Below are 24,310 nucleotides of genomic sequence, written 5' to 3'. Positions count from 1 at the left end.
AGGCGGGGTCAGGAGATCGGGTTGAGGGCGGCGTTGAAGGCGGCTGCCATGGTGGTTTCGGTGGGGGGTGCGGGGGGTTCGGGGCGGGCTTGAGTGGTGTGGGCGGTGCGCAGGGCGGCGAAGTAGTCGTCGAGGGCGGCGCGGTGGCGGGTGAGGGCGGTGTGCATCGCGTCCCGGGCGGTGTGGAGTTCGCGGAGGCCGCGGACGGTGTCGGCGGGCAGCCCTGCGGGGGTGCCGGCGCTGCCGTCGAGGGTGGTGAGTGCGGTGGCGGCGGCTTCGCTGGCCTGGCGGGTCTGGTCGGGGGTGCGGTCCCAGCCGCTGGGGTCGAGGTGGTGGCGCAGGGCTGCCACGGCGTCGGCGGTGGCCGGTGTCCAGTCGCGGGGGGCGGTGTCGGCGCTGAGGGCGAGGAGGTCGGCGGCGGTGCGGGTCCGGGTGCTGGTTTCGGTGTCGCGGTGCAGGCCGAGTTCGCCGTCCAGGGCGGTGCCCAGTGCGGTTTCGGTGCCGGCGGCGCGGGTCTGGTGGGCGGCGGCGGTGTCCCAGGCGGCGAGGTAGGTGTCGGACAGGCCGGTGCCGAGGGCGCGGAGCTGGTCGGCGGTGAGCCAGACGTCGAGGTGGCTGGTGGCGGCTTCGGCGGCGGGGGGTGTGCCGCTGGCGGTGTCGTCGGCGGTGAGCAGGGCGTCGACGGGCAGGCGCACGAGGTAGCCGCGGCCCTTGGCGGGGGGTGCTCCGGTGGTGGTGCGCATGGTGGAGTCGGCCTGTTTGGCGGTGCCGGAGGAGGTGCTGGCGGCGCCGGAGGTGGCGGGGCCGCCGCCGATGATGGCTGAGGATTCGGTGAAACCGGACGCTGGCGGGTGGTCGACGGATTTCATGCCGGCGAGGTCGGTGCCGGTGGTGAGAGCGGTCTGGCCGTCGTGGGTGGCGGCGTGCTCGTCGCGGTGGAGGTGCTGGGAGTCGCTTTCGGCGGCGGTGTCTTCGGCGGCGCCGATGATGGTGGCGCGGGTGGCGTCGATGCGGGTGTGCAGGCGGGTTTCGAGGCCGGGGACGGCGAAGGGGCCCTGGCGGTCGAGGCCGGTCAGGGTGGCGCCGTGGCCGGCGGAGGCGGCGTAGACGGCGCGCAGGACCTGTTCGTCGATGGCGGCGGCGAGGATGGGGCCGCGGGCGCCGGGGCGGTGGGTGCGCAGGTATTCAGCGGCGGCGGTGCCGGGGTCGGTGCGGTCGGCGGGGGTGGGCTGCCAGCCGAGGGCGCGGGCTTGGGCGGTGAGGGCGGCGTCGGCCAGGGGTGCGGGGTTGAGGCGTTCGATCGGCGGGAGTTGCGGGGTGGCGCGGTTGAGGTGGCGGAGCCAGGCGTCGGCGGTCTCGCCGGGTCCGGCGCCGTCGCGGGGTGGGGGGAAGGCCGTGGAGGCGGGGGTGCGGGGGCCGGTGGCGGTGGTGGGGGCCAGGCCGGTCTGGATGAGTTCGCTGCGGTGGCCGGCGTTGACGGTGCCGGTGAGGGCGGGGCCGCGGGAGCTGTCGTGCCAGTTGTCGAGGGACAGGGTGAAGCGGACCTGCAGGTCGGTGTCGGTGGTGACGGCGGGGGCGGTGATGGAGCGGGTGGTGTTGGCGGTCTCGGTGTCGGAGGTGAGTCCGGTGGTGGTGGTTGCGCTCTCCCAGCCGGTGCCGGCGGTGAGGGTGGTGGCCCAGTAGCGGTCGGCGGGGTAGGTGGGGGCGCCGTCGGCGTCGGTGCCGGTGGCGGCGACGGGGTTCTGGCCTCCGTCGACGGCGGCGGTGATGCCCTTCTTGGTCTGGGCGGCGTGGGAGCTGTTGGTTTCGGTGGATTCGGAGTCGGTGCGTTCGGTGGAGAAGCCGGCCTCGACGGGGCCGAGGCGGGGGGCTCCGTGGGCGAGGAGCTGCAGGCGGATCCAGCCGCCGCTGCTGAGGCGCTGTCCGCCGAGGCGGGCTTCGGTGGCGCGGACCTGCAGGACGACTCCGCCGGTGCGCAGGCGGCGGTTGGTGCCGCGGCTGCTGGTGGCGGAGAGGGCGGTGGCGAGGTCGCGCCGGCTCTGCTCGGTGAGGTCGAGTCCGGCGTTGCGGATGCGGTCGGCGATGCGTGCGGCGGTGCCGTGGGTGTCGAGGGGGCCCAGGGCGTAGCCGGAGTGTTCGCGGCCGGGGAGGAGGGTGAAGCCGTCGGGGACGGCGCGGGCTGCGGTGAGGGCGCGGCCCATTCCGGTGGTGCCGGGCAGTGCTTCCTGGTGGGCGAGGTCGAGGACGCGGTAGCGGGCTTCGCTGGTGGCGGTGCCGTCGTGGTCGGCGGCGGCTTCGGTGCTTTCGGTCTCCTCGGTGTCGGTGTCGCTCTCGTCGGAGCTGTCGCTGTCGGGGAGCAGTGGTGTGGTGGTCGTGGTGGTGCTGGTGAGGGGCAGCGGGACCAGCAGGTTGAGGCGTCTGCGGATGGCGGCGGTGATGCTGAACCGGTCGGTGGTGGTCACCGCCACGGTCGTGCCGGGCAGGGTGGCCTTGTCTTCTTCGGTGAAGGTGGTGCTCGCGCCTTCGGTGCGGGTCTTCTTGGTGGCGTAGGGCACTGCTCCGGCGCTGAACCGCAGCCGGTTGTAGCGGGTGTCGGCGGGGTTGGGCGCCCCCTCCCCCCTCACGCCGAGGGTGGTGGTGTGGGCGGTGGCGCGGCTGGTGCCGATGACCCGGTCGGACTCGGTCTTGTAGGTGAGTTCGATGCCGCTGTCGGGCAGGGTGGCGGAGGTGTGCACGGTTTCGCGTTCGGCGCGGGGGGTGAGGGTGAGGTCGCTGCGGTAGCGGAAGCCGTCTTCGAACTGGCCCTGGTGGGCGATGCCGCCGTTGTGGACGTCGGCGGTGTGGGCGGCGAGCCCCTTGGGGCTGTCGAGGAGCTGCCAGTGGCCCAGGAGGGCTTCGCCGGAGCGGGTGGAGGGGCCGAAGCCGGCTGCGGTGCGCGCGGCGGCGAGGAGGGTGGGCCACAGGCGGGTGGCGCGGGTGTGCTTGGGGGCGTTGGGGAGGGCGTCGAGGTCGAGGCGGGGGCGGGCGGCGGGCTGCGCTGGGTCGCCCTGGGCCGGGTCGGGGCGGCGCAGGCGGGAGTCGCGCTGGCCGGCGAAGGTGTGGTCGCGGTGGCGCCCGCGCGCTTCGGCGGCCGCGGTGTGGGCGGCGTGTTCGGCGCTGAGGGCGTCGGCGGCGGCCTCGCCCAGGCGGGTGAGGCGGTTGCGGGCGGCGAGGGAGGCGTTGCGTTCGCGGTGCGCGTCGGCGGCGGCGTCGTTGCTCTGCTGGGCCAGGTCTTCGGCGGCGCGGGCCGCCTGGTCGGCGCTGTCGGCGGCGGCGCGGTGGCGCTGCGCGGTGGCGGCGCGGCTGCCGGCTGCGGTTTCGGCGGCGGTGGCCCGGTCGCCGTGCTGGTCGGCGCGGGCGCTGGCGGTCTGGGCGGCCTGGTTGGCGTTGCGGGCTTCTTCGCGCAGGTCAGCGAGTCCGGTGGGGGTGTCGGGGCGGGCTGGTGCCCCTTCTGCCGGGGTGGGGCGGGTGGCGGCCTCGGCGGAGCTGACGGCGGCGAGGGCCTGCTCGTGGGCGTCCTGTAGGGCGTCCCAGTCGTCGATGGCGCGGTCCCAGGCGCGGTCGGCGCTGTCCTGGCTGAGCGGGCCCGGGGTGGTCTCGGCGGGGCCGGGGGGCAGCGGGGTCCAGTCGCGCGGGGCGGGTGGCGCGGCGGGGTCGGGGTGGTGTGCGGCGTTGAGGGCGTCGGCGTAGGTGCGCAGGGCGGTGACCGCGTCGCGGCGGGCGAGGGCGGCGGCGCGCTGGTCGTGTGCGGCGTCGAGGCGGGTCTGGGCTGCTCGGGCGGCTTCGGTGCGGGCTGCGGCGGCGGCGCGGTCGGCGGTTCGGGCGCTTTCGGTGGCGGTGTGGCGCTGCTTCTCGGCGGTGGCGCTGTGGGCGGCGGCGGTCCGGTTGGCGGTGGTGAGGGCGTGTTCGCGGTCGGGGAGCTGGTCGGCGAGGGCGGCTGCGGCGTCGCGGTCGGCCCGTGCCCGGTCGAGGGCGGCGCTGGCGGCGCGGGCCGCGGTGAGGGTGCGTTCGGCTTCGGCGCGGGCGGTTGCAGCGGCGGCGGCGCGGTCGGCGGTGGGGGCCCTCTCGCCGGGAACGGGTGTGGTCCGGGGGCCCTCGACCAGGAGGCGGGGCCGGCCTGCGCTGCCGGTGCCGACCGGGGTGACGTCGGTTTCGGGGCCGGTGCCGATGGCGGCGGTGAGGCGGAGGGCGTAGCTCCAGGAGTCGAGGGTGCCCGAGGCGCTGGAGGCGGCTTCGACGCCGGATTTGCGGGTGCTGGAGGCGGGGGCGGCCTTCTCGTGCTCGTAGGTGTATGCGGCGCCGGCCTCGGCGATGCCGCGCGGGAGTGCCGCTGCGGTCTCGCCGGGGCGGACCTGGAGGGCGGCGGAGGCGTCGGCGCCGTAGGCCCGGGTGGTCTGGTGGCCGGTGCCCTGGGCGGTGGAGGCGTTGAGGCCGGAGCTGAGGGTGCCCTCGCGGGATCCGGCGAAGCGGGCGCCTTCGAGGCTGCCGTGGATGCGGACGGTGACGAAGCCGGCGCCGTCGCGGTCGTCGGTCTTGACCGATTCGTTGAAGGCGCCCACGAGGGAGCGGCGGCGTCCGGGGGCGGGGGTCAGGGCGTTGCGCAGCCCGCCGGTGCGCAGGGTGATCGGGATGCCGTCGCCGATGAGGGTGTCGGCGTCGGCGGCGGCGCGGTCGATCTGGTCGTAGAGGGCCAGGGTGTTGCTGGTGCGCTGGTCGGGGCCGCGCCACAGGCCGGACCAGAAGCCGCGGCCGGTGCGGTCGCCGTCGGCCGGGTCGTGGACCAGTTCGGGGTGGGCGCGGTGGACGGCTTCGTGGACGCGGCGGGCGGCGGCGGCCAGCGGGGTGGCGGCGCTGGTGTCGCGCAGCCGGCCGTCGTCCCATTCGGCGTGCAGCGGGGTGGATTCGCCGAGGTGGTCGGCGCGGTCGGCGCGCAGGCCGGGGGTGGCCGGGGCGGCGGGGTCGCCGTCGGCGGGGGTGCGGGGGCCGGCGGCGATGGCGCGGGCGTCGTCGGCGGAGACCTGGTCGAGGGTGGTCAGGTCGAGGGTGCCGGGCCGCAGGCGCGGCTGGGGTGGGGCGGTGCCGCCGCTGTCGGGTCCGGGGGCGGGGGGCTGGGGTTCGGTGGTGGTGATGCGGTAGGTGCGCTGGACCTCGTAGAGGGCGGAGTCGCCGGTGGTGCCGGCGGCGTGGACGCGTTCGCTGCCGTGCTCGGTGGTGCGGGTGGACTTCTGGGCGCCCTTGGCTCCGCCGCCGATCTCGGGCCCCAGGCGCAGCAGCGAGGGTGATCCTGCGCCGGGGATGAGGGTGCCGACGAAGCCGCCGCTGATGCGCAGTTCCTGCTTGTTGGTGCGTCCGGCGCTGCTCTGGGCGCTGGCGGCGGTCTTGTCGGTGTCGGAGAAGGCGCTGTCGGTGAGTTCGGGGCCGATGCGGCGGTAGTCGAGGGGTCCGCCGCTGATCTCGGCGACCTGCCAGGCGCCGGTGGGGTCCTGGTAGGGGACGCGGAGGGTTTCGCCGTGGTCGGCGCGGCCGAGGTGTTCGCGCAGGGTGCGCGGGTCGAGGGGGAAGCTGTCGGGCGGGGTGGGGCTGGTGATGGCCAGGGTCTGGGCGAAGCGGGGGACGCGGGTGGGGATGCCGGTTCCGTCGTCGGTGCGGAAGTGGTCGGGGGCCGGTTCTCGGGGCGTCTCGGCCGGGTCGGTGGGGGCCGGGGGGCGGATCTGTCCGGGCAGCGCTACTTCGATGGCGCCGTTGAGGCGGTCGGTGAACGCGGTGGGGCGGGGCGGGCGGCCGGTGGTGTCGGTGCGGTCGAGGTCGAGGGTGCCGTGCACGGTGAGGTCGGTGGTGAAGCGTGCGGGGCGGTCGCCGGAGACGTCGACCTTGCGCTTGCGGCGGCGTTCGGTGGTGGTCTGGTATTCGCTGCCGCGCTGGCGGATGGCGGCGGCGATCTTGGCGCGGATGGTGGCCAGTGCGGTTTTGCCGCCGGCTTCGCCGATGAGGGTGATGGGTGCGCCGATGTTGGCGCTCTTGCGGGACTGCTGGGCGGCGGTGCCGACGGCCTTGGCGCGGATTTCGGCGGTGTGCGCGGGGCGGGTGGCGGCGGTGTCGCCGGCGGATTCGGTGGTGTCGCGCCAGGTGTGGTCGGTGGTCAGGCGCAGGCGGCCGCGTGCGGGCGGCGGGTCGCCGCGCCGTGCGGATCCGTCGGTGCTGCGGGGGCGGACGGGGATGTCGAGGGGCTGGCCGGGGCGGGTGGCGCCGGTGGCGATGCGGACCAGGGCGTTGTCGAGGGCTGCGGGGTCGGGTTCGAGGCCGCGGCGGGCGAGGCGTTGGGTGATGCGGCGCTGGAGCCCTTCGACGTCGGCGGCGGGGTCGGCGCGGGTGCCGGTGTAGCCGCCGCCGGCCTCGTTGACGCCGCCGGCGAGGAGCGTGTCGAGCAGTCGGGTGGTGGCGGCGTCGGGTGCGGGTCCGTCGATGGGGGCGGGGGTCGCGGTCTCGGCCGCATGCTCGGTGCCGGTGTCGTCGTCGCTGGATTCGTCGTCGGTGGTCTCGCTTGCGTCTGTGTTCTCGGCCGGCGGGGCGGTCTCCTCCCCCGGCGGCGGGCCCTGGGGGTCGGTGGGCGGGGCGAAGCGCACCCGCCGGCCGGTGGTGTTCAGGTCGTCGAGCGGGTGGCCGCGGCCGTCGGCGGGAGGGTGTGCGGTGGCCGATTGCGCGGGGCCGGCGGCGCGGTGCGGGGTGCTGTCGGGTGCGTCGGTTCCGGCGGGGTGCGGGAGCTGGGACAGCGGCGCGTCCATGCCGGCGCCGCGCGCGGTGTCCAGGGCGCGGTCGAGGCGGCCGTCGGCGGCCCAGGCGGCGGTGGCGGCGTCGAAGGGGGCGCGCAGCCGCGGCGGCAGGTCGGCGCGGACCTGGTCGTCGGGGCGGCCGCGGACGTCGCGGTCGTAGGCGGCGCCGAACAGGTCGACGGTGTCGTCGGTGCTGCGGGTGCCGTCGGGGTCCAGGACGGCGGCGATGGCGCGGTGGGCGCCTTCGCCGAGGTCGGCCAGGCGGGCGGGGGCGTCGTAGGCCGATGCCTGGCCGGCGTGGGCCTCGATCTGGTCGAGGTAGTGGTTGAGGATGCGGGGCGCGGTGTGCGGGTCGTCCATGTAGCCGCCGGCCTGGTGCACTGCGGTGGAGCCCGGTGAGCTGCGGAGCACGGCGGGCGAGCGCGCGCCGTCCTCGGCCGGCGGTGCGTCGCGGTATTCGTCGTTCAGCCCGAGGCCGTGGAGGGTTTCGTGCAGCCACACGTCGGCGCCGTCGTCTAGGCGCCAGTTGGCGGTGTCGCTGCGCCCGGGCAGGTCGGGGTTGTCGTTGACCCAGGTGATGGAGGTGTGGGGCCGGTCCCCCGCGCCGACCGGTTCGATGCGCACGTGCAGCTGGTCGCCGCTGTCGGGCAGCCGGTAGTGCTGGTTGAGCACGTCGTCGACGCGCTGCAGGAAGCGCTGCCGGGCCCGGTCTGCGTCGCCGGGGTGCACGCTGTCGCCGGCGCCGAAGTGCATCCGCACGGTGAGTTCGGTGACGTGGGTGGGGCCGCCGTGCGGTGGGTGCGGCAGCGGGATCCGGCGCACGTCGAAGCCGCGCGCGGCCACTGAGGAGACCGGCCGGTCGGGGGTGGAGGCGGCGAGGATCTCCACGCCGTCGGTGTCGATGCCGGAGGTGTCGCGGGCTGTTCCGGCGCGGGAGACCTCTGCGGCGCCGCGGGCGCCCTCCCAGTCGGCCGGGGGCGGCAGACCGGGCGTGGTCGGGGCCGGAGCGTCGGGGGCGCGGTGTCTGCCCGTGCCGGTGTCTGCGGTCCCCTCCGCTGCGCGGTCCGGGGCGCCGGGGCTGTCCGCGGCGCGGTCGGCGCCGTTGTCCTCGGCTGGGGGGCGGGGCGGCGGCGCGGCGGCGCGCACCGGGGTGTTCGGCTGTTCGGGGGCGGGCCGGGCGGGGGTGGAGAACGCGTTTTCCAGGTTCTGGAAGTAGGTGTCCAGGGCTGTGCGGTGGTCGCGCAGGGCGTGCTCCAGGCCGCTGCGGTGCTGGACCAGGTCGCGCATGCCTTGGACGGTGTCGCGGTCCAGGCCGCCGGCGTCTCCGGCGGTGGAGTCCAGGCGGGTGAGGGCTGCGTCTGCGGCGGTGCGGGCAAGGTCGGTTTCGGCGGCGGGGCGGTTCCAGCCGTGGTCGGCCGCTGCGGTGCCGAGGTAGTCGCGCAGGGCGCCGACCGCGTCGGCTGTTGCGGGCGACCAGTCGCGGGGGTTGCGATCGGCGTCCAGGGCGAGCAGGTCGCGGGCGCGGTTGGCGGGCTGGCCGGCCTCGGCGCCGGTGTCGAGGCCGAGGTGGTTGAAGACCGCGGTGTCCAGGGCCGCCTCGGTCGTGGCGGCGGCGGTCTGGGCGGTGGCCGCTGCGTCCCAGGCGGCGCGGTGGGCGGGGGTGATGCCGGTGTCGAGCAGGGTCAGGCTGTCGGGGCCCAGCCACACGTCCACGGTGGTCTGCACCCTCTCCCCCGCCGGGGGCGTGCTGGAGCGGGTGTCCTGGGCGGTGATGAGCACGTCGACCGGGAACCGCACCAGGTAGCCGTCGCTTTTCGCGGTGGGCGGCGCGGCGTCGGTGCGCTGGGTGGAGGCGGCGGTCTTGGAGCCGCCGGCGGCGGTGGAGGCCGCTCCCGCGGTGCTGTTGCCGCCGCCGATCATGACCTGGCGCTCGTTGAAGCCGCTGGCCGGCTCGTCGACCGCCTTCATGCCGGCCAGGCTGGCGTCGGTGGTCAGGGCGGTGGAGCCGGCGTGGGTGGTGGCGTGTTCGTCGCGGTGCAGGTGCTGGGTCTCGGTGCCGGTCTTCAGGCCGCTGTCGCCGCCGGCTGCGCCGATGATCTCTGCGCCTGAGTAGTCGACCTGGGTGAAGATGCGGGTGTCCAGCCCGGGGACGGCGAAGGGGCCCTGGGGGTCGTCGCCGACGAGGCTGGCGCCGTCGTCGGTGGTTGCGGCGCCGAATACGCCGCGCAGGACCTGCTCATCGATGGCGGCGGGGAGCATGTCGGCGCGTGTGCCCGGGCGCTGGGTGCGCAGGTGCTCGACCGGTCCGCGGGCGTTGTCGGTGGTCCAGCCGAAGGTGCGGGCCTGGGCGCGCAGTACGGCGTCGGCGACGGGGCGGTGGTCCACGCTCTCCACCGGGGGCAGGGTGTGCTGCGGGCGGGCGAGGCCGGCGCGCCAGTGGTCGGCGTAGGTGCGGTGTGTGGGGGCGTCCGGGCCGGGCTGGGGCGGGGTGAACGGCTGCGGGGCGGTGCGCACGGGCCGGTCGCCGGAGCGGTGGCGGGGCGGGTTTCCGTCTGCCGCGGGTGCGGGGCGGGGGCGGAAGGAGCCGGTGGGGAAGACTTCGCGGCGGGGGCCGGCGTCGACGGAGCCGGAGGCGGTTCGGATCTTGCCGGCGCTGTTGCCCGCGGTGAGGGTGAAGTCGATGCTGAAGCGGGTGTCGGCGCCGGCGCCGGGTGCGGTGACGGTGCGCGAGGTGGTGCGGGTGTCGGTGTCGGAGGTGAGGTCGGTGGCGGTGGTGGCGCCTTCGACGCCGGTTCCGGCGGTGAAGGCGTTGGACTGGTAGCGGTTGCGCGGGAAGGAGGCGGTGCCGTCGGCGTTGGTGCCGGTGGGGCCGACCGGGTTGACTCCTCCGTCCACTGCGGTGGTCAGGCCGCGCTTGATCTGCTTGGCCGAGGAGGCGTTGTGCTCGTCGGAGCGGCTGCCCGACCACTCGGTGGAGAATCCGGACTCGGCCGAGTCGAACTGCGGTGCGCTGCTGCGGCCCAGGCTGAGGCGGATCCATCCGTGGCTGGTGAAGCGCTGCTCCCCCAGCGGGCCGCCTTCGCGGACCCGGACCGGGACCACGAGGCCGCCGGTCTGCAGGCGCCGGTTGGCGCCGCGGGTGTCGGAGGCCGACAGTGCGGTTTTGATGTCGTGCAGTGCCTGGTCGGTCAGTTCCACGCCGGCTCGGTCGCGGACCTGGCGGGCGATGGTGTCGGCGGCGGCCGCGGTGTCGATCGGGGTGAAGGCGTAGCCGGTGCTGTGGCGGCCCGGGACGGTCTCGGTGTGCGGCGGGGTGGCGCGGGCGCGGGTGAGCGCGCCGTCCAGTCCGCGGGTGCCGGGCAGGGCGCCGTCTTGGGCCAGGTCGAGGATGCGGTGGCGGGCGGAGACGGTTCCGTGGCCTTGGGCGGGCCGGCCGGGGGGCGGCGCTCCGGGGCGGCTGGCGGAGCTGTCCTGGGAGTCGTGGCTGGTGCGGGTGGGCGGCGGGGCGGGCAGGCCTGCGCTGGTCTGGCTGCGGGAGCTGATCGGCACCGAGGCGCCGACGTTCCACCGGGTCTTGATGCGGGTGTCCACCTGGAAGGTGTCGGAGGTGGTGACGTCGAGCGTTCCGCCCGGGAAGGAGATCTTCTCCTCGTCGGCGCTGGTCTGGGTGTCGCCGGTGGTCCGGGTCTTCTTGGAGGCGTAGGGGGTGGCGCCGGCGGAGAACCGGAGGCGGTTGTAGGCGTCGGCGCCGGGGACGAGGGAGGCCTCCCCCTTGACGCCGGCCTTGGTGTCGAAGGTGTGGCTGCTGGAGGCGCCGGTGCCGCGTCCGGCCTCGCTTTTGAGGGTGAGGTCGATGCCGCCGTCCTTGACCGCCGCCGAGGTGGTCATGGTCTCGCGCTGGGCGGTGATGTCGGTGGTGATGTCGGAGCGCAGGTGGCCTTCGTACTGGGCCTGCAGCGGCAGGCCGCCGTTGTGCAGGTCGGCGGTGTTCGCGGCGAGCACGGTGGGTGAGGTGAGCATGTCCCAGTGCCCGGTCACGGCCTCGCCGGAGCGGGCGGCTTCCTGGGCGCCGTGGGCGTTGCGGACCGAGTCGCGCACGGTGGCGGCGAGGTCGGGGGCGTCGACGTTGCGGGGCGCGTTGGGACGGCCTTCGAGGTCGAGGGCGGGGCGGCGCCGGGGGGCGCCGTCCGGTCCGGGTTCGGCGCGCAGCCTGCCGTCGCGTTCCAGGGCGAAGCGATGGTTGCGGGCTTCGGCTGCGGCTGCGGCTTCCTCGGCGCGGGCGGTGCGCTCGGTGTCCAGGGCCTGGTGCAGGGCGGTGCGGCGGTCGCCGAGGCGTTCGCCGGCGTCGTGGGACTGCTGGCGTTCTGCTTCGGCGGCGGTGGCGGCCTGCTGCGCGTCGCTCGCCTGCTCGGCTGCCCGGGTCGCGGCCGCGGCGGCCTCTTGGGCGGTGGTGCGGTGCCCGGTGGCGGTGCGCTGGCTCTGGTCGGCAGCCGTGCGGGCGCGGTCGGCGCTGTCGCTGCGGGTGCGGGACTGGTGGTCGGCTGCGTCGGCGTTGGCCGGGGTGGGGCGCTGGGGTGCCGGCGCGGGGTCGCTGGGGGCGCTGCTGTGGGTGTCCCGGGCGGCGTTTTCGGCCTCGGTGGCGTCCTGTTCGGCGTCGCGGTAGTGCTGGTCGAGGGCGTCGCGGTCGGCTTGGGCCCGGGTGAAGGCGTCGTCCGGGCGCTGGGGGCCGGCGCCGTCGGGTGCGGTCCAGGGGGTGCGGGCCGGTGGCAGCGGGGCGTGCGCGGCGGCGGGGCGGCCGGTCTGGTGGTTGAGGGCGTCGGTGTAGGCGCGCAGTGCGTCGATGGCGTCGCGCCGCTGCTGGGCGGCGGTGTGTGCGGCGTCGGCGGCGCGGGCCCGCGCGGTGTCGGCGCTGGCGCGGTCGTTCTGGGCTGCGGTCTCGGCGGTCTGGGCGGTGTCGGCGGCGCGCTCGGCGGCGGTCTGCTGGTCGGCCGCGCGGTCGGCGAGGTCGTGGGCGTGCTCGGCGGCGGCGGTGGCTGCTTCGGTGCGCGTGTCGAGGAGGCCGGCGAGCGCGGTGTCGGCGGCCAGTTCCTGGCGGGCGCGGTCGGCCGCTGCTGCGGCTGCGTCGGTGCGTTCGCGGGCCTGCTGGTCGGCGGCGAAGGCCTCGTTGGCGCGGTCGATGCGTTCGGATTGGGAGCCGGCCGGGGGGACTTCGCCGGGGACCGAGGTGGTGCGGGGGCCTTCGACGACGACGCGGGGCCGGCGGTCGCCGCCGTCGCCGGTGTCGGGCCCCTGCGGGGTGATGGCGTGCGCGGCGGGGTCGGAGCCCAGGGTGATGGACAGGTCGAGGGCGTAGGAGAAGGAGTCCAGGGTGCCCTTTGCGGAGGTGGCGGCGTCCACGCCGGCCTTGCTGGTGCCGGTGGCGGGGGTGGTCTTCTCGTAGTCGTAGCTGGAGCCGGCGCCGGCCTCCACTCTGCCGCGGGGAAAGCCGGAGGGCGTGGATCCGATGCGCACCTGGGCGGCGAAGGACCCTTCGACGCCGGCTCCGGTCGTCTTCTCCCTGCCGGCGCCCTGGGAGACCGTCCCGGTGAGGCCGGTGCTGAGTGAGCCGTCGGAGCGGCTGCCCTCGTAGCGGGCTTCCTGGAGGGCGGCCGCGAGCCGCACGGTGACGAAGTCGGCGCCGTCGCGCTGGTCGTCGCGGACCGGGGCGATGTGGAGCAGGGTGCCCAGGATCTTCTTGCGCAGGCCGGGGGCGGGCAGCAGGGCGTTGCGCAGGCCGCCGGTGCGCAGCCGGATGTCGGTGCCCGGGGGCAGCAGTCCGTCGGGCCCGCCGATGGCGCCGCCGATCTGCTCGTAGAGGGTGAGCGTGTTCTGGCTGCGGAGGTCCTGGCCGATCCAGATCTTCTTCCAGAACCCGCGGGAGGGCACGGGGCCGTCGCCGGGCGGGAGCACCAGGTCGGGGTAGGAGCGGTGGACGACCTCGTGGGCGCGGCGCGCTGCGGCGTCCAGGGGGGATTCGCCGCGGGCGTCGCGCAGGTCGCCGCCGTTCCACTCGGCGCGGACCGGGGCGGAGTCGCCGAAGTGGTGGACGCGGTCGGCGCCCAGGCCGGAGGTGGTGGGCCGGGCCGGGGCGTCGGCGGGCGGCGGTGGTGCCGGTCCGGCCAGGTCGAGGGCGTCGCGGGTGAGAACCTGGTCGATGGTGGTGAAGTCCAGGCTGCCGGCGTCCACCCGCGGGGCGCCGGCGCCTTCGCCCGTCTGCGGCTCGGTGGTGGTGAGCTGGTAGGTGCGCTGGACCCGGTAGAGGGCGGAGTCGCCCTTGGCGTCGGTGGTGCGGGTGCGTTCGCTGCCGTGCTCGGTGGAGCGGCTGTGCTTCTGCGATGCCTTGGCGCCGACTCCGGCTTCGGGGCCGAGGCGGACCACGGCCGGCCCGTCGGTCAGTCCGGCCAGGACGCCGCCGCTGGCCCGCACCTCCTGCTTGTCGGTGCGCACGGCGCTGCTGGAGGCGTTCGCCACGGATTTTCCGCTGCCGGAGAAGGAGGAGTCAGTGAGTTCGGGGCCGATGCGTTCGTAGGCGACCGGTCCCCCGCTGATCTGCAGCAGGTGGGGCTGGCCGTCGCTGCCGGTGTAGGGCACCCGGAGGACTCCGCCGCGGTCCATGGCGGGGAGCTTCTCCCGCAGGTACTGGCCGTCGACGGGGAAGCCGTCCGGCAGGGCGTCGGCGGGGACGGCGAGGGACTGGGAGAAGCGGGGGGCGCGCACCGGGCGGCCCGGGTCGCCGTCGTGGCCGGGCGGGTTGCCGTCGGTGCGGAACCGCTGGGGCGCCGGGGTGCGCTCGGGGGGTGCGGTGCTGGTGCTGGCCAAGCTGTCGGGGGTGCTGTTCCCGCCGGCGGGTCGCACGTGGCCGGGGAGCACGACCTCGGTGACGCCGGTCCAGTCGTCGGTGAAGTCCAGGGGCGGCGGTGTGACGCGCTCGGGCCGGGCAGCGGGGGTGCCGTCGGCGCCGGGAGGCCCGTCGGGGCCGGCCGGGCGTACCGGGTCGAAGTCCACGCGGGCGTGGGTGGTGGTGCCGCTGGTGTAGCGGGTGGGGTTGTCGCCGTCCACGGCGACTTTGCTCTTGTGGCGGCTCTCGGCGGTGGTCTGGTACTCCATGCCGCGCTGGCGCACGGTGAAGGGGGTCTTCAGGCGTGCGCTGATCAGCGACGTCTTCTCCGCGATCGAGCCGACCACCGACACCGGGAAGGCGGGGTTGACCTGTTTGCGGGACTGCTGCGCGCCGGCGCCCACGACGCGGTTGCGGGTCTCGGCCGTGTCCTCGCCCTTGGTGGCGGGGTTGGCGGCGTCGGTGGTGGCGCGCCAGGTCCAGTCCCCCGCCGTGATGGTGGCGCGTCCGTGCTGGGTGCCTCCGGGGCCTTCGGCGGTCACCGGGATCTGCACCGGCAGCCGGGGGCGGCCGCGGTTGGCGTCGGCGTGGTCGACGGCCTCGCGCACGGCGCGGTGCAGCAGGCGGGGGTCGGCGTGGATGCCTTCGCGGTCGAAGCGGGCCCGCAGGCGTGCGGCGATCTCGGTCACGTGGCCTTGGCCGCGGTGCGTCCCGGTGTAGCCCCCGCCCTGGCGGTCGCCGCCGGTGGTGCGCAGCGCATCCAGCAGGTCGACGGTGTCCTGGTCGCGCACTGCGGAGGGGTCGTGGTGCTGCTGCTCCGGGCCGAACGGGCGCTCCGGGTCGCGGCCGGGCGGCTGCTGCGGGTCCGGCGGGTTCTGTCGACCGTCCTGTTCGGTCGGCGGGGTTTCGCCGTCGGGACCCCGATCGGAGAGGTCGGTCATCTCCTGTCCGCCGTCGGGCTCGGGGGCGGCGGGGCCGCGCCCGAACACCGTGGACAGGAACTTCGGCAGGCCCGGTGGCGGGGCGTCGGCGGTCTGCACGCGGATGGGCAGCGGCGGCGCGGACGCCGCGGGGGCCTGATCCGCGGACTGCTGGGCGCCGTGGTAGCGGGCGGTGTCCACGGCCCAGTCGAACCGGCCGTCGGCGTCCCAACGTGCCGTGACCGTGTCGTACACCGTGCTCAGGTGCGGCGGGAGGTCGTTGCGCACGAGGTCGTCGTCGCGGCCGCGCACGCGGCTGTCGTAGGCGGCGCCCAGCAGGTCCAGGGTGTCCTGGGTAGTGCGGGTACCGCCGGGGTCAAGCGCGGCGGCGATGTCGCGGTGGACCGATTCGGGCAGGTCGGCCAGGCGGGTCGGCATGTCGAAGCGGGTCGCGCCGCCCCGGTTGGGGAGCACGTCCGCCGGCGCTGGCGGCGCGGGCCGCCGCGACATCGGGCCTTCCATGCCGAAGTGGCGGGCGGTGTCCACGGCCCAGTCGAACCGGCCGTCGGCGTCCCAGGCCGCGGTGCTCGCGTCGAAGACGTCGCGCAGCCGCGGCGGCAGGTCGCGGCGGACCAGGTCCTCGTCGCGGCCGCCCGCGCGGTAGTCGTAGGCCGCGCCGAACAGGGCGACGACGTCGCCGGTGTTCTGGGTGCCGTGGGGGTCGAGCCCGGCGGCGATGTAGCGGTGGACCGCGGGCGGCAGGTCGGCGATCCGGACGGGGGCGTCGTAGTGGGAGGCGCCGTCGACCTGGGCCTCGATGCGCTCCAGGTAGCTGTTGAGGATCTTCGGAGTGGGGCCGCCGGGGCCGTTGTGGGTGTCCATGTAGCCGCCGACTTCGTGCACGGCTGACTGCTCGGGGCGCTGGCGCAGTATCGGGGGGTTGCCCGCGCCGTCCTCGGCGGGGGGCTCGGCGTATTCGTCGCGCAGGCCGATGCGGTGCAGGGTCTCGTGCACCCACGCGTCGACGCCGTCGTCGATGCGCCAGGTGTCGGCGTCGCTGCGCCCCGGGAGGTCGGGGTTGTCGACCGCCCAGGTGATGGCGGCGTGCGGATCGTCGTCGGGGCCGACGGGTTCCACGCGCAGGTGCAGCTGGTCGCCGCTGCCGGGCAGCCGGTAGCGCTGGTTGACGACGTCGTCGATCCGGTCGGACAGCTGCTGCTGGGCCTGGGCCGCAGTGTCGGGGTGCACCCCCGGGCCCAGGCCGAAGTTCATGCGCACGGTCAGTTCGGTGACGTGCGTGGGGCCGCCGTCCCGCGGATCGGGCAGCGGGATGCGGCGCACGTCGAAGGCGTGCTGGCCCACCATCGTGTCGGGGCGGTCCGGGGTGGACGCGGCGAGGTGTTCCACCGTGTCTGTGTCGACGCCGGAGGTGTCGCGGGCGGTGCCCACCCGGGTCACCTCGGCGGTGTCGCGGGCCCCCTCCCAACTGGAGGCACGGGGCAGTCCCGGGGTTTCCTCAGCCGCCGCGTAGGGGTCGGGGCGCGGCTTCTGCACCACCGGCGGCCACGGGCCGGCGCCCTCGGAGCGATCGGAGTCGTCGGAGTCGGAGGAGGAGTCCGAGGCCTCCCAGGAGTCGGCCGAGGAGGACTCCTCCGCCGCGGAATCGCCGAAGGGCGACCTTTCCGTCGGCCCTGCCCCGGCCCGGCCGCGGCCTTCGGAGCTCTCAGAGGACGCGCTCTCCGATGAGGAGTCCTCCGCGGCGGAATCGCCGAACGGCGATCGCTCCGCCGGCCCGGCGGGGTGCGGGGAGCGCGGGCCGGACGCGGCGTCGGAGGAGGAATCCGACGGTTCCCCGGAGTCGCTTGAGGACGACTCCTCTGCCGCGGAGTCGCTGAACGGCGATCGCTCCGGCGGGGCGGCCGCCGGCGGGGCAGCGGCCGGGGGCGGCGTGTTCTGCGACGGCGGCGTGTTCGGGTCGCCGTGGCGGCGGGCGGCCTCCAGGGCCCAGTCGAACCGGCCGTCGGCGTCCCACTCCGCGGCCACCGCATCGTACTGCCCCTGCAGGTGGTGCGGTAGGTCATCGCGGACCAGGTCGTCGTCGCGCCCGCGGATGCGCCCGTCATACACCGCGCCGAGCAGGTCGAGGGTGTCGTCGGTGCTGCGCCTGCCGTGCGGGTCAAGCCCTGCCGCGATCTCGCGGTGCACCGAGTCGGGCAGGTCAGCCAGCCGGACGGGCAGGTCGAAGCGGGGGTGGATGCCGTCGGAGCCGGTGGGGGGCGGCACGGCGGCCGGGGCGGTCCGCTGCGACATCGGCCCCTCCAGGCCGAAGCTGCGGGCGGCGTCCAAGGCCCAGTCCACCCGGCCGTCAGCATCCCAGTGGGCGAGGACCTGGTCGTAGCGGTCCCGGAGCCGCGGCGGCAGGTTGTCGCGCACCTGCTCCTCCGGCCGTCCGCCCACCCGGCTGTCGTAGGCCGCGCCCAGCAGGTCGAGGGTGTCGGCCGCGGTGTAGGAGTCGGGCAGGTCCAGGCCGGCGGCGAGGTAGCGGTGCGCCGCCGCAGGCAAGTCGGCGAGACGGACTGGGGCGTCGTGGTGGGAGGCGCCGTCCACCTGGGATTCGATCTGTGCCAGATAGCGGTTGAGGATCTGCGGCGGGTTGCCGTCGCGCCCGTGCACGGTGTCCATGTAGCCGCCCACCTCGTGCACCCCGGACTGGCCGGGGCGCTGGCGGAACACTGACGGCTCGCGTGTCTTCCCGTCGGAGGGGGTGTCGACGTATTCGTCGTGCAGTCCGATGCGGTGCAGGGTCTCGTGCAGCCAGGTGTCGGCTCCGTCGCTGAGCCGCCAGCTGCCCATGTCGCTGCGGCCGGGGAACTCGGGGTTGTCGGTGACCCACGTGATGTCGGCGTGGGCGTGTTCGTCGGCGCCGACCGGTTCGACGCGGACGTGCAGCTGGTCGCCGCTGCCGGGCAGCCGGTAGCGCCGGTTGACGACGTCGTCGATCCGGTCGGACAGCTGCTGCTGAGCGATGGCGGCCGCATCGGGATGGACACCGGAGCCGGTGCTGAAGTGCGTCCGCACGGTCAGCTCGGTGACGTGGGTGGGGCCGTCCGGATCCGGGTTCGGCAGCGGCATGCGCTGCACGTCGAAACCGTGCCGCGACAGCATGGGCACGGGCTTTTTCGGGGTGGAGTCGGTCAGCAGCTCCACGCCGTCGGAGTCAACGCCGGATGTGTCCCGGGCGGTGCCCACCCGGGACACATCGGCGTTGTCGCGGGACCCCTCCCAGTCGGACGAGGGGCGCAGGTTCGGCGCCACCGGAGCCGGGGCGTCGGGGTCAGGAGGGGGCGGGGAGGGTGCCGGCCGCTCCCCCACCGGAGAGCTGGTGCCGGAGTCGTCGGAGGAGGACTCCGCGGCGTCGTCTGAGCGCTCCCAGGTGTCCCGGGAATCCTGCGAGGAGGACTCGATCGCCGCGTCGTCGCCGAACGGCGTCCGGGGCTGGGCGCCGTCGGGCGCAGACCCGGTGCTGGAGTCGTCTTCGGAGCGCTCCCAGGTGTCCCGAGAATCCTCTGACGAGGGGGACGTCGGCTCCTCCGACGAGGAGGTGATCGCGGCGTCGTCGCCGAACGGCGAATCGCCTGGCGGATTCGCGCGCGGCGGAGCTGAGGGCGGGAGTGGGGTGCTCGCCGCGGGCGGCTGCTGCTCCGGGGCCGCCTGGCGGCCGTGGTAGCGAGCGGTGTCCACCGCCCAGTCGAACTGCCCGGTGGCCTCCCAATGAGCGACGGTCGCGTCGTAGACCGAACTGAGCCGCCGCGGCAGGTCGTTCCGCACCAGATCTTCGGAGCGGCCGCGGACCTGGGCGTCGTATGCGGCGCCCAAGAGCTCGATGGTGTCGGCGACACTGCGGGCGCCGGAGGAGTCGAGTCCGGCGGCGATGCCGCGCTGCACGGAATCCGGCAGGTCGGCCAGCCGGGTGGGCAGGTCGAACCGGGATCCGGCGCCATAGCCGGGAACCCCCACCGGCGCCGCGGGCCGCTGCGACATCGGGCTCTCCAGCCCGAAGCGGCGCGCGGCAGCCAGTGCGCGGTCGAACCGGCCGTCGGCGTCCCACGCCGCCGCGGTCCGGTCGAAGACGTCGCGCAGCCGCGGCGGCAGGTCGCGCCGGACGCGTTCATCGGGCCGACCGCTCACACGGGTGTCGTAGGCGGCGCCCAACAGCGCCATCGCGTCGCTCACCGAGTAGGAGTCGTCCAGGCCCAGGCCGGCGGCGATGTGGCGTCGCGCCGTGGGTGGCAGGTCGGCGAGTCGGACGGGAGCGTCGTAGTGCGACGCCCCGTCCACTTGCGCTTCGATGCGGTCCAGATAGCTGTTGAGAACCTTCGGCGTGGGACCGCCGGGGCCCGGGAAGGTGTCCATGTAGCCGCCGGCCTCGTGCACCCCGGACTGGCTGGGGCGCTGGCGGAACACCGCCGATTCGCGGGTCATCCCGTCGGTGCGCGTGTCCACGTACTCGTCGCGCAGCCCGATGCGGTGCAGGGTCTCGTGCATCCACGCGTCGGCGCCGTCGCCCAGACGCCAGGTGTTGGCGTCGCTGCGGCCCGGGAGGTCGGGGTTGTCGGCGACCCAGGTGACGTGGTTGTGCGGGCGGTCGCCTCCGGTGACCGGTTCGACGCGGACGTGCAGCTGGTCGCCGCTGCCGGGCAGCCGGTAGCGCCGGTTGAGGACCTCGTCGATGCGGTCGGACAACTGCCGCTGTGCGGCGGCTGCCGCGTCCGGATGCACGTCGGGGCCGGTGTGGAAGGCGGTGCGCACGGTCAGTTCGGTGACGTGGGTGGGGCCGTCCTCGGCCGGGTCGGGCAGCGGGATGCGCCGCACGTCGAAACCGTGCTGGGCCACCATGGGGCGGAGGTTGTTGGCCGCCGAGCTGGTCAGAATCTCCCGCGTGTCGGAGTCGATCCCCGAGGTGTCCCGCGCGGTGCCCACCCGCAGCACCTCAGCGCTGCCGCGCGCGCCCTCCCATTCGGTGGCCGACGGCAGGTTTTCAGTGACGGGCGCTGGCGCGTCCGGGTCCCGAGTCGGCCGGTCCCGCGCCGGCGACACGGGACCGGAGTCGTCGGAGGAGGACTCGTCGTCCGAGCGTTCCCAGGTGTCGCGCGAGTCCTCTGAGGAGGACTCGATGGCCGCGTCGTCGCCGAACGGCGACTTCTCGGGCCCGTCCCCGGCCGGGGACTCGGACTCGGAACCCGAGGACGCCGGCCCCTCCCCCGAGTCCGATGACGACTCGGCGGCCGAATCCCCGAACGGGGACTTCTCCGGTGGGGTGGCGGGGGACTGGTGTGTGCTGGAGCCGCCGTCTGAGGAGGAGTCCTCCGCCGCGGAGTCCCCGAACGGTGATTTCTCCGGCGGCGGTGTGCCGTCGGGGCCGTCTGCGGCCGGCGGTGCGGCGGGCGGATGGGAGCCGCCCTGCGTCCGGACGGGGGACGGCGGGGCGGGCTGCTCCGCCTGCTGCTGCGGCGGGTCCTGGTGGCCGTGGTAGCGGGCGGTGTCCACCGCCCAGTCGAAGCGGCCGTCGGCGTCCCACTGCGCTGTGACCGTGTCGAACACCGAGCTCAGCCGTTCCGGCAGCTCGGCCCGGACCAGGTCGTCGCCGCGGCCGGCGACGCGGCTGTCGTAGGCGGCGCCGAGCAGATCGATGGTGTCGGCGGTGCTGCGGGTCCCGTGCGGGTCGAGTCCCGCGGCGATGTCGCGGTGCACCGAGTCGGCCAGGTCGGCCAGCCGGACGGGCAGGTCGAAGCGGGTGGCGCCGCCCTGGGTGGGGACCACAGCGGCGGGCGCGGGCGGTGCGGGCCGCTGCGACATCGGCCCCTCCGCGCCGAAGTGCCGGGCGGCCTGCACGGCCCAGTCGAACCGCCCGTCGGAGTTCCAGGCCTCCGCGGTCCGGTCGAAGACGTCGCGCAGCCGCGGCGGGAGCTCGGTGCGGACCAGGTCGCCGTTGCGGCCCCGCACCTGGTTGTCGTAGGCGCCGCCCAGCAGCGCGATGGTGTCGGCGGTGGTGTGCGTCCCGTCGGGGTCCAGGCCGGCCGCGAGGTAGCGGTGCACTGACGGGGGCAGGTCGGCCAGCCGCACCGGCGCGTCGTAGTGCGAGGCGCCGTCGACCTGGCCCTCGATGCGCTCCAGGTAGCTGTTGAGGACCTCCGGGGTGGGACCACCGGGGCCGGGGAAGGTGTCCATGTACCCGCCGGCCTCGTGCACCCCCGACTGGTCGGGACGCTGGCGGAAGATCGGCGGATGCCGGCGGCCGTCTTCGGCCGGCAGCTCGGCGTATTCGTCGCGCAGCCCGATCCGGTGCAGGGTCTCGTGCACCCAGGCGTCGGCTCCGTCGGCCACGCGCCAGTTGTCGGCGTCGCTGCGCCCCGGGAGGTCGGGGTTGTCGGTCACCCAGGTGATGGCGGCGTGCGGATCGTCGTCGGGGCCGACCGCTTGGACGCGCAGGTGCAGCTGGTCGCCGCTGCGTGGCAACCGGTAGCGCTGGTTGAGGACCTGGTCGATGCGGTCGGAGAGCTGCTTCTGTGCAGCGGCGGCCGTTTCAGGAGCCACGCCGGGCCCGGTGCCGAAGTTCATCCGCACGGTCAGTTCGGTGACGTGCGTGGGGCCGCCGTCCCGCGGATCGGGCAGCGGGATGCGGCGCACGTCGAAAGCGTGCTGGCCCACCATCGTGGTGAGCTGGCCGGCAGTGGAGTCGCTCAGGACCTCCACCGTGTCGGTGTCGATGCCCGAGGTGTTCCGCGACGTGCCGACCCGGAACACCTCGGCGCTGTCGCGCGCTCCATCCCATTCGGTGGACGGACGCAGGTTCGGCGCCACGGGTGCGGGCGAGTCCGGGTCGGGGCGCGTCGCGGGGCCGGCCGGGGACGGGCGCGGCGCACCCGCGCCGTCCTGTCCGCCGCCGTGCGGGAGCGGTGCCGCTGCCACGGGCAGCGGCGGCGGGGCGGGCTGGGGCACGCCTTCGCCGTCGGTGACGGGCGCGCCGGGATCCTCGGCGTCGCGGGGGGCGGGGCCGCCGGCCTGGTCGGCCCGTGGGTCGGGAGCGGGCGGGGCGGCATGGTCCGGGCGGGGTCCTGCCTGCGTTCCGGTCTCCGGGGCGCGGGCGTCGGGACCGGGTGCGCTGCGGTCGTCCCCTCCTTCGGACGGCCGCTGCGCTCCGCTGTCCTCCGCGGAGTCGGACGGCGCCGCCGTGGAGGAGTCCTCACCCTGCCCCGAGGGGGCCCGCTCCGGGCCGTCCGGCGGCGCGCCGGTGGACGGATCCGGCTGCGCTGAACGGTCCGGAGCGGGCGGCGGTGCGGATCCTTCGGCGGGATCCGGGGCCGGGGTGCTCAGCGCGCCGCTGTCGTCGGTGGGGCGGGCGTTGGTCTCCGCTGCCGGGGGTACGGCGGGCGCTGCGTCCTGGTCCTGGTCGGCGCCCTGTTCGGCGCGCGGCGGCGCGGCACCGCCGGTCTGCTCCGGGCCGGAGGCGCGCGGTGCCGTGTCGGTGCCGCCGGACTCGGTACGGACGGGGTCGGGCGCGGGTGCTGCCTCGTCTGGAGTGTCGGAGGGCTCGCCGGGCCGGGATGGCGCCTCGGCGTCCTGCGGCGCGGGGGTCTCTGCCGGTGTGCTGCCGGTGTCGTCCCCGGCCTGGCGCTGGGGGTCGGACTGCTGCTCTGGAGGGGGCGCACTGGTCTCGGTGCCGTCGCCCGGGTCGGCGGAGGCAGTGTTGCCGGAAGCGTTCGCGGGCGGCCCGGCGGCGTCGCCGGACGCACGGTCCTGTTCCGCGTCCGCCGGCGGGGGCGCGGATGCGTTCGGGGCCTCGTCTGCGTCGGGGGTGCGGTCGGCCGTGTCCGGGGTCTCCGGTTCCGGGCCGGTGTCCTGTCCCAAGGCCTCGTCGCGCGTTGCGCCGTCTCCGCTGCGGTCGTGCTCGGAGCCGCCGCCCTGGTCGGCGGTACCGCCGCTGCCGGAGGCGCTCGGCGGGGGTACTGCGGAGCTGTCGGACGATCCGCCCTCGGTCTGGACGGGCGGCGGTGCGGGGGGTGCGACCGGAGGAGCCGCCGGCGGGGGCGGTGGGGCTCCCGGGCCGGGCCGGCCGGCGTCCTCGTCCGCCTCGGTCCCGACCCTCTCGGGCAGCGGAGGCGGCCCGGCGGCGCTGCCGCGGGAGTCGTCGCCCCCGGTGGTGGCGGAGGAATCGGGGCCGGGACCGGGGGAGGCTGCTCCGCCGCCGTCGGGCGAGCGGGGGTCGTCGGACCCCATCGGCGGGGTGGGGAGGTTGGGCACGCCGTCGGGCAGGCCCGCGTTCCGGAGCCGGTTGATGAGCTCGAGGCCGCCGGCGGTGAGGGTGTGCTGCAGCGCACCGGTGACCGCCCCGGAGACGCCGGACAGCCAGGTGATGGAGAAGGACTTCTCGTCGCTGAACCAGAGGTTGAACAACCCCTCGCTGAGCATGCCCTGGACGCCGTTGGCGATGGTCTGGCCGCCGAGCTGGGCGAGGAAGTTCTTCCAGTGCGCGCCCACGTCGGCCAGCCCGTCGCGCACGCCTGCGGGCACGCCGCTGCCGAGGAAGTCGCGCATCGACGGGTCGAGGCCGCGGCCGTGCTTGGCGATGACGTCGTTCAGCGCGTCGTTGAGGCCCGGGTCACCCCATTTGCGGGCGAAGGTGTCGGCGTAGCGCTCGCCGAACTCGCGGGCCTGGTCGCGGCCCATCGAGGGGCCCAGGGTGTCCTCGAACTGCTTGCCCATGTCGGTGCGGAACCGCTCGCCGTCCACCGGCCGGGCCCAGCCGGGCCGGTTGTCCAGGCCGAAGTTGCGCAGCAGTTCGTCGGTGTTGCGGCCGAACACGCCGCCCATCCGGTCGGGCAGGTCGCTGGGCGAGCCCGGCCCGCTTCCCGGCGCCTCGGGCCCGCCCCGGCTCGGCCCGCCGGTCGGCGGCGGGAAGCGGTCGTTGAGCTGGTGGGCGATGCTGGGGCCGGAGGTGTTGCCGAGCAGCTTGTTGAACTGGTGGCTGAGGCCCTGCCCGGCAAAGGCGGCGCCGGTGCCCAGCAGCCCGTCGATCCAGGCGCCGTTGGCCGCGTCCTGGGTGAGCTGCTCGTCCCACTCGTCGCGGGTGCCGCTGTCGATCTGGATGCGCTGGATGAGGGCGTCCAGCGTCATGGCGAAGACGAAGCTGATCATCATCTGCTGCAGCAGCTCGGAGAGCAGCCGGAACATGACGCGGCCGATCACCGTGCGCGCGATCGCCTGGAAGACCGGGATCTTGGCCAGGGACGCGCCGAAGGTCACCGGCGCCATCGCGATCGCCCAGGCGATCTCCGCGGCCAACTGGATGAGCTGGCCGATGATCATCCACTTGGCGTACTGCACCTGGGTGCCGGCGCTGCTGACGTAATCGGAGAGTTCGCGGGCCACCGTCGCGCCCGCGCCGATGTAGTCGCGCTCCCCCGCGGTGAACTGGTCCACCGACTCGTCGAAGAAGTCCGCCGCCTGGGCGTCGAAGTTCTCCCGCACCTTGTTCTTCACCCGGATGACGAGCTGCGGGAGCTCGGCCTCCATGTGCTGGGCCGTGCCGGCGTAGACATCGGCGAGCTGCCACAACCGGTCCTCGTCGGCTGTGGGCCACTCGGACCCGGTCAGCACGCTGAACAGGCCGCGGAGTTCGGAGGGCAGCTCCATCCCCATGGGCG

General features: G+C 75.6%; 1 protein-coding gene. It reads right to left on the bottom strand.

Annotation, left to right across the window (positions count from 1 at the left end; genetic code table 11):
• Positions 1 to 8: 8 nt before the first annotated feature.
• Complete coding sequence (locus ACYVGT_RS04720) at positions 9 to 24,305, bottom strand: WXG100-like domain-containing protein (RefSeq protein WP_460855164.1); 24,297 nt, start codon at positions 24,303 to 24,305, stop codon at positions 9 to 11.
• Positions 24,306 to 24,310: the final 5 nt, after the last annotated feature.

The organism is Nocardiopsis coralliicola, from assembly GCF_054779695.1.
This window is presented reverse-complemented; position numbering and strand designations above follow the sequence as displayed.

What these genes read in the sequence shown, in the direction of transcription:
- ACYVGT_RS04720 (WP_460855164.1), bottom strand. Translation starts at nt 24,305, where the DNA reads ATGGGGATGGAGCTGCCCTCCGAACTCCGCGGCCTGTTCAGCGTGCTG.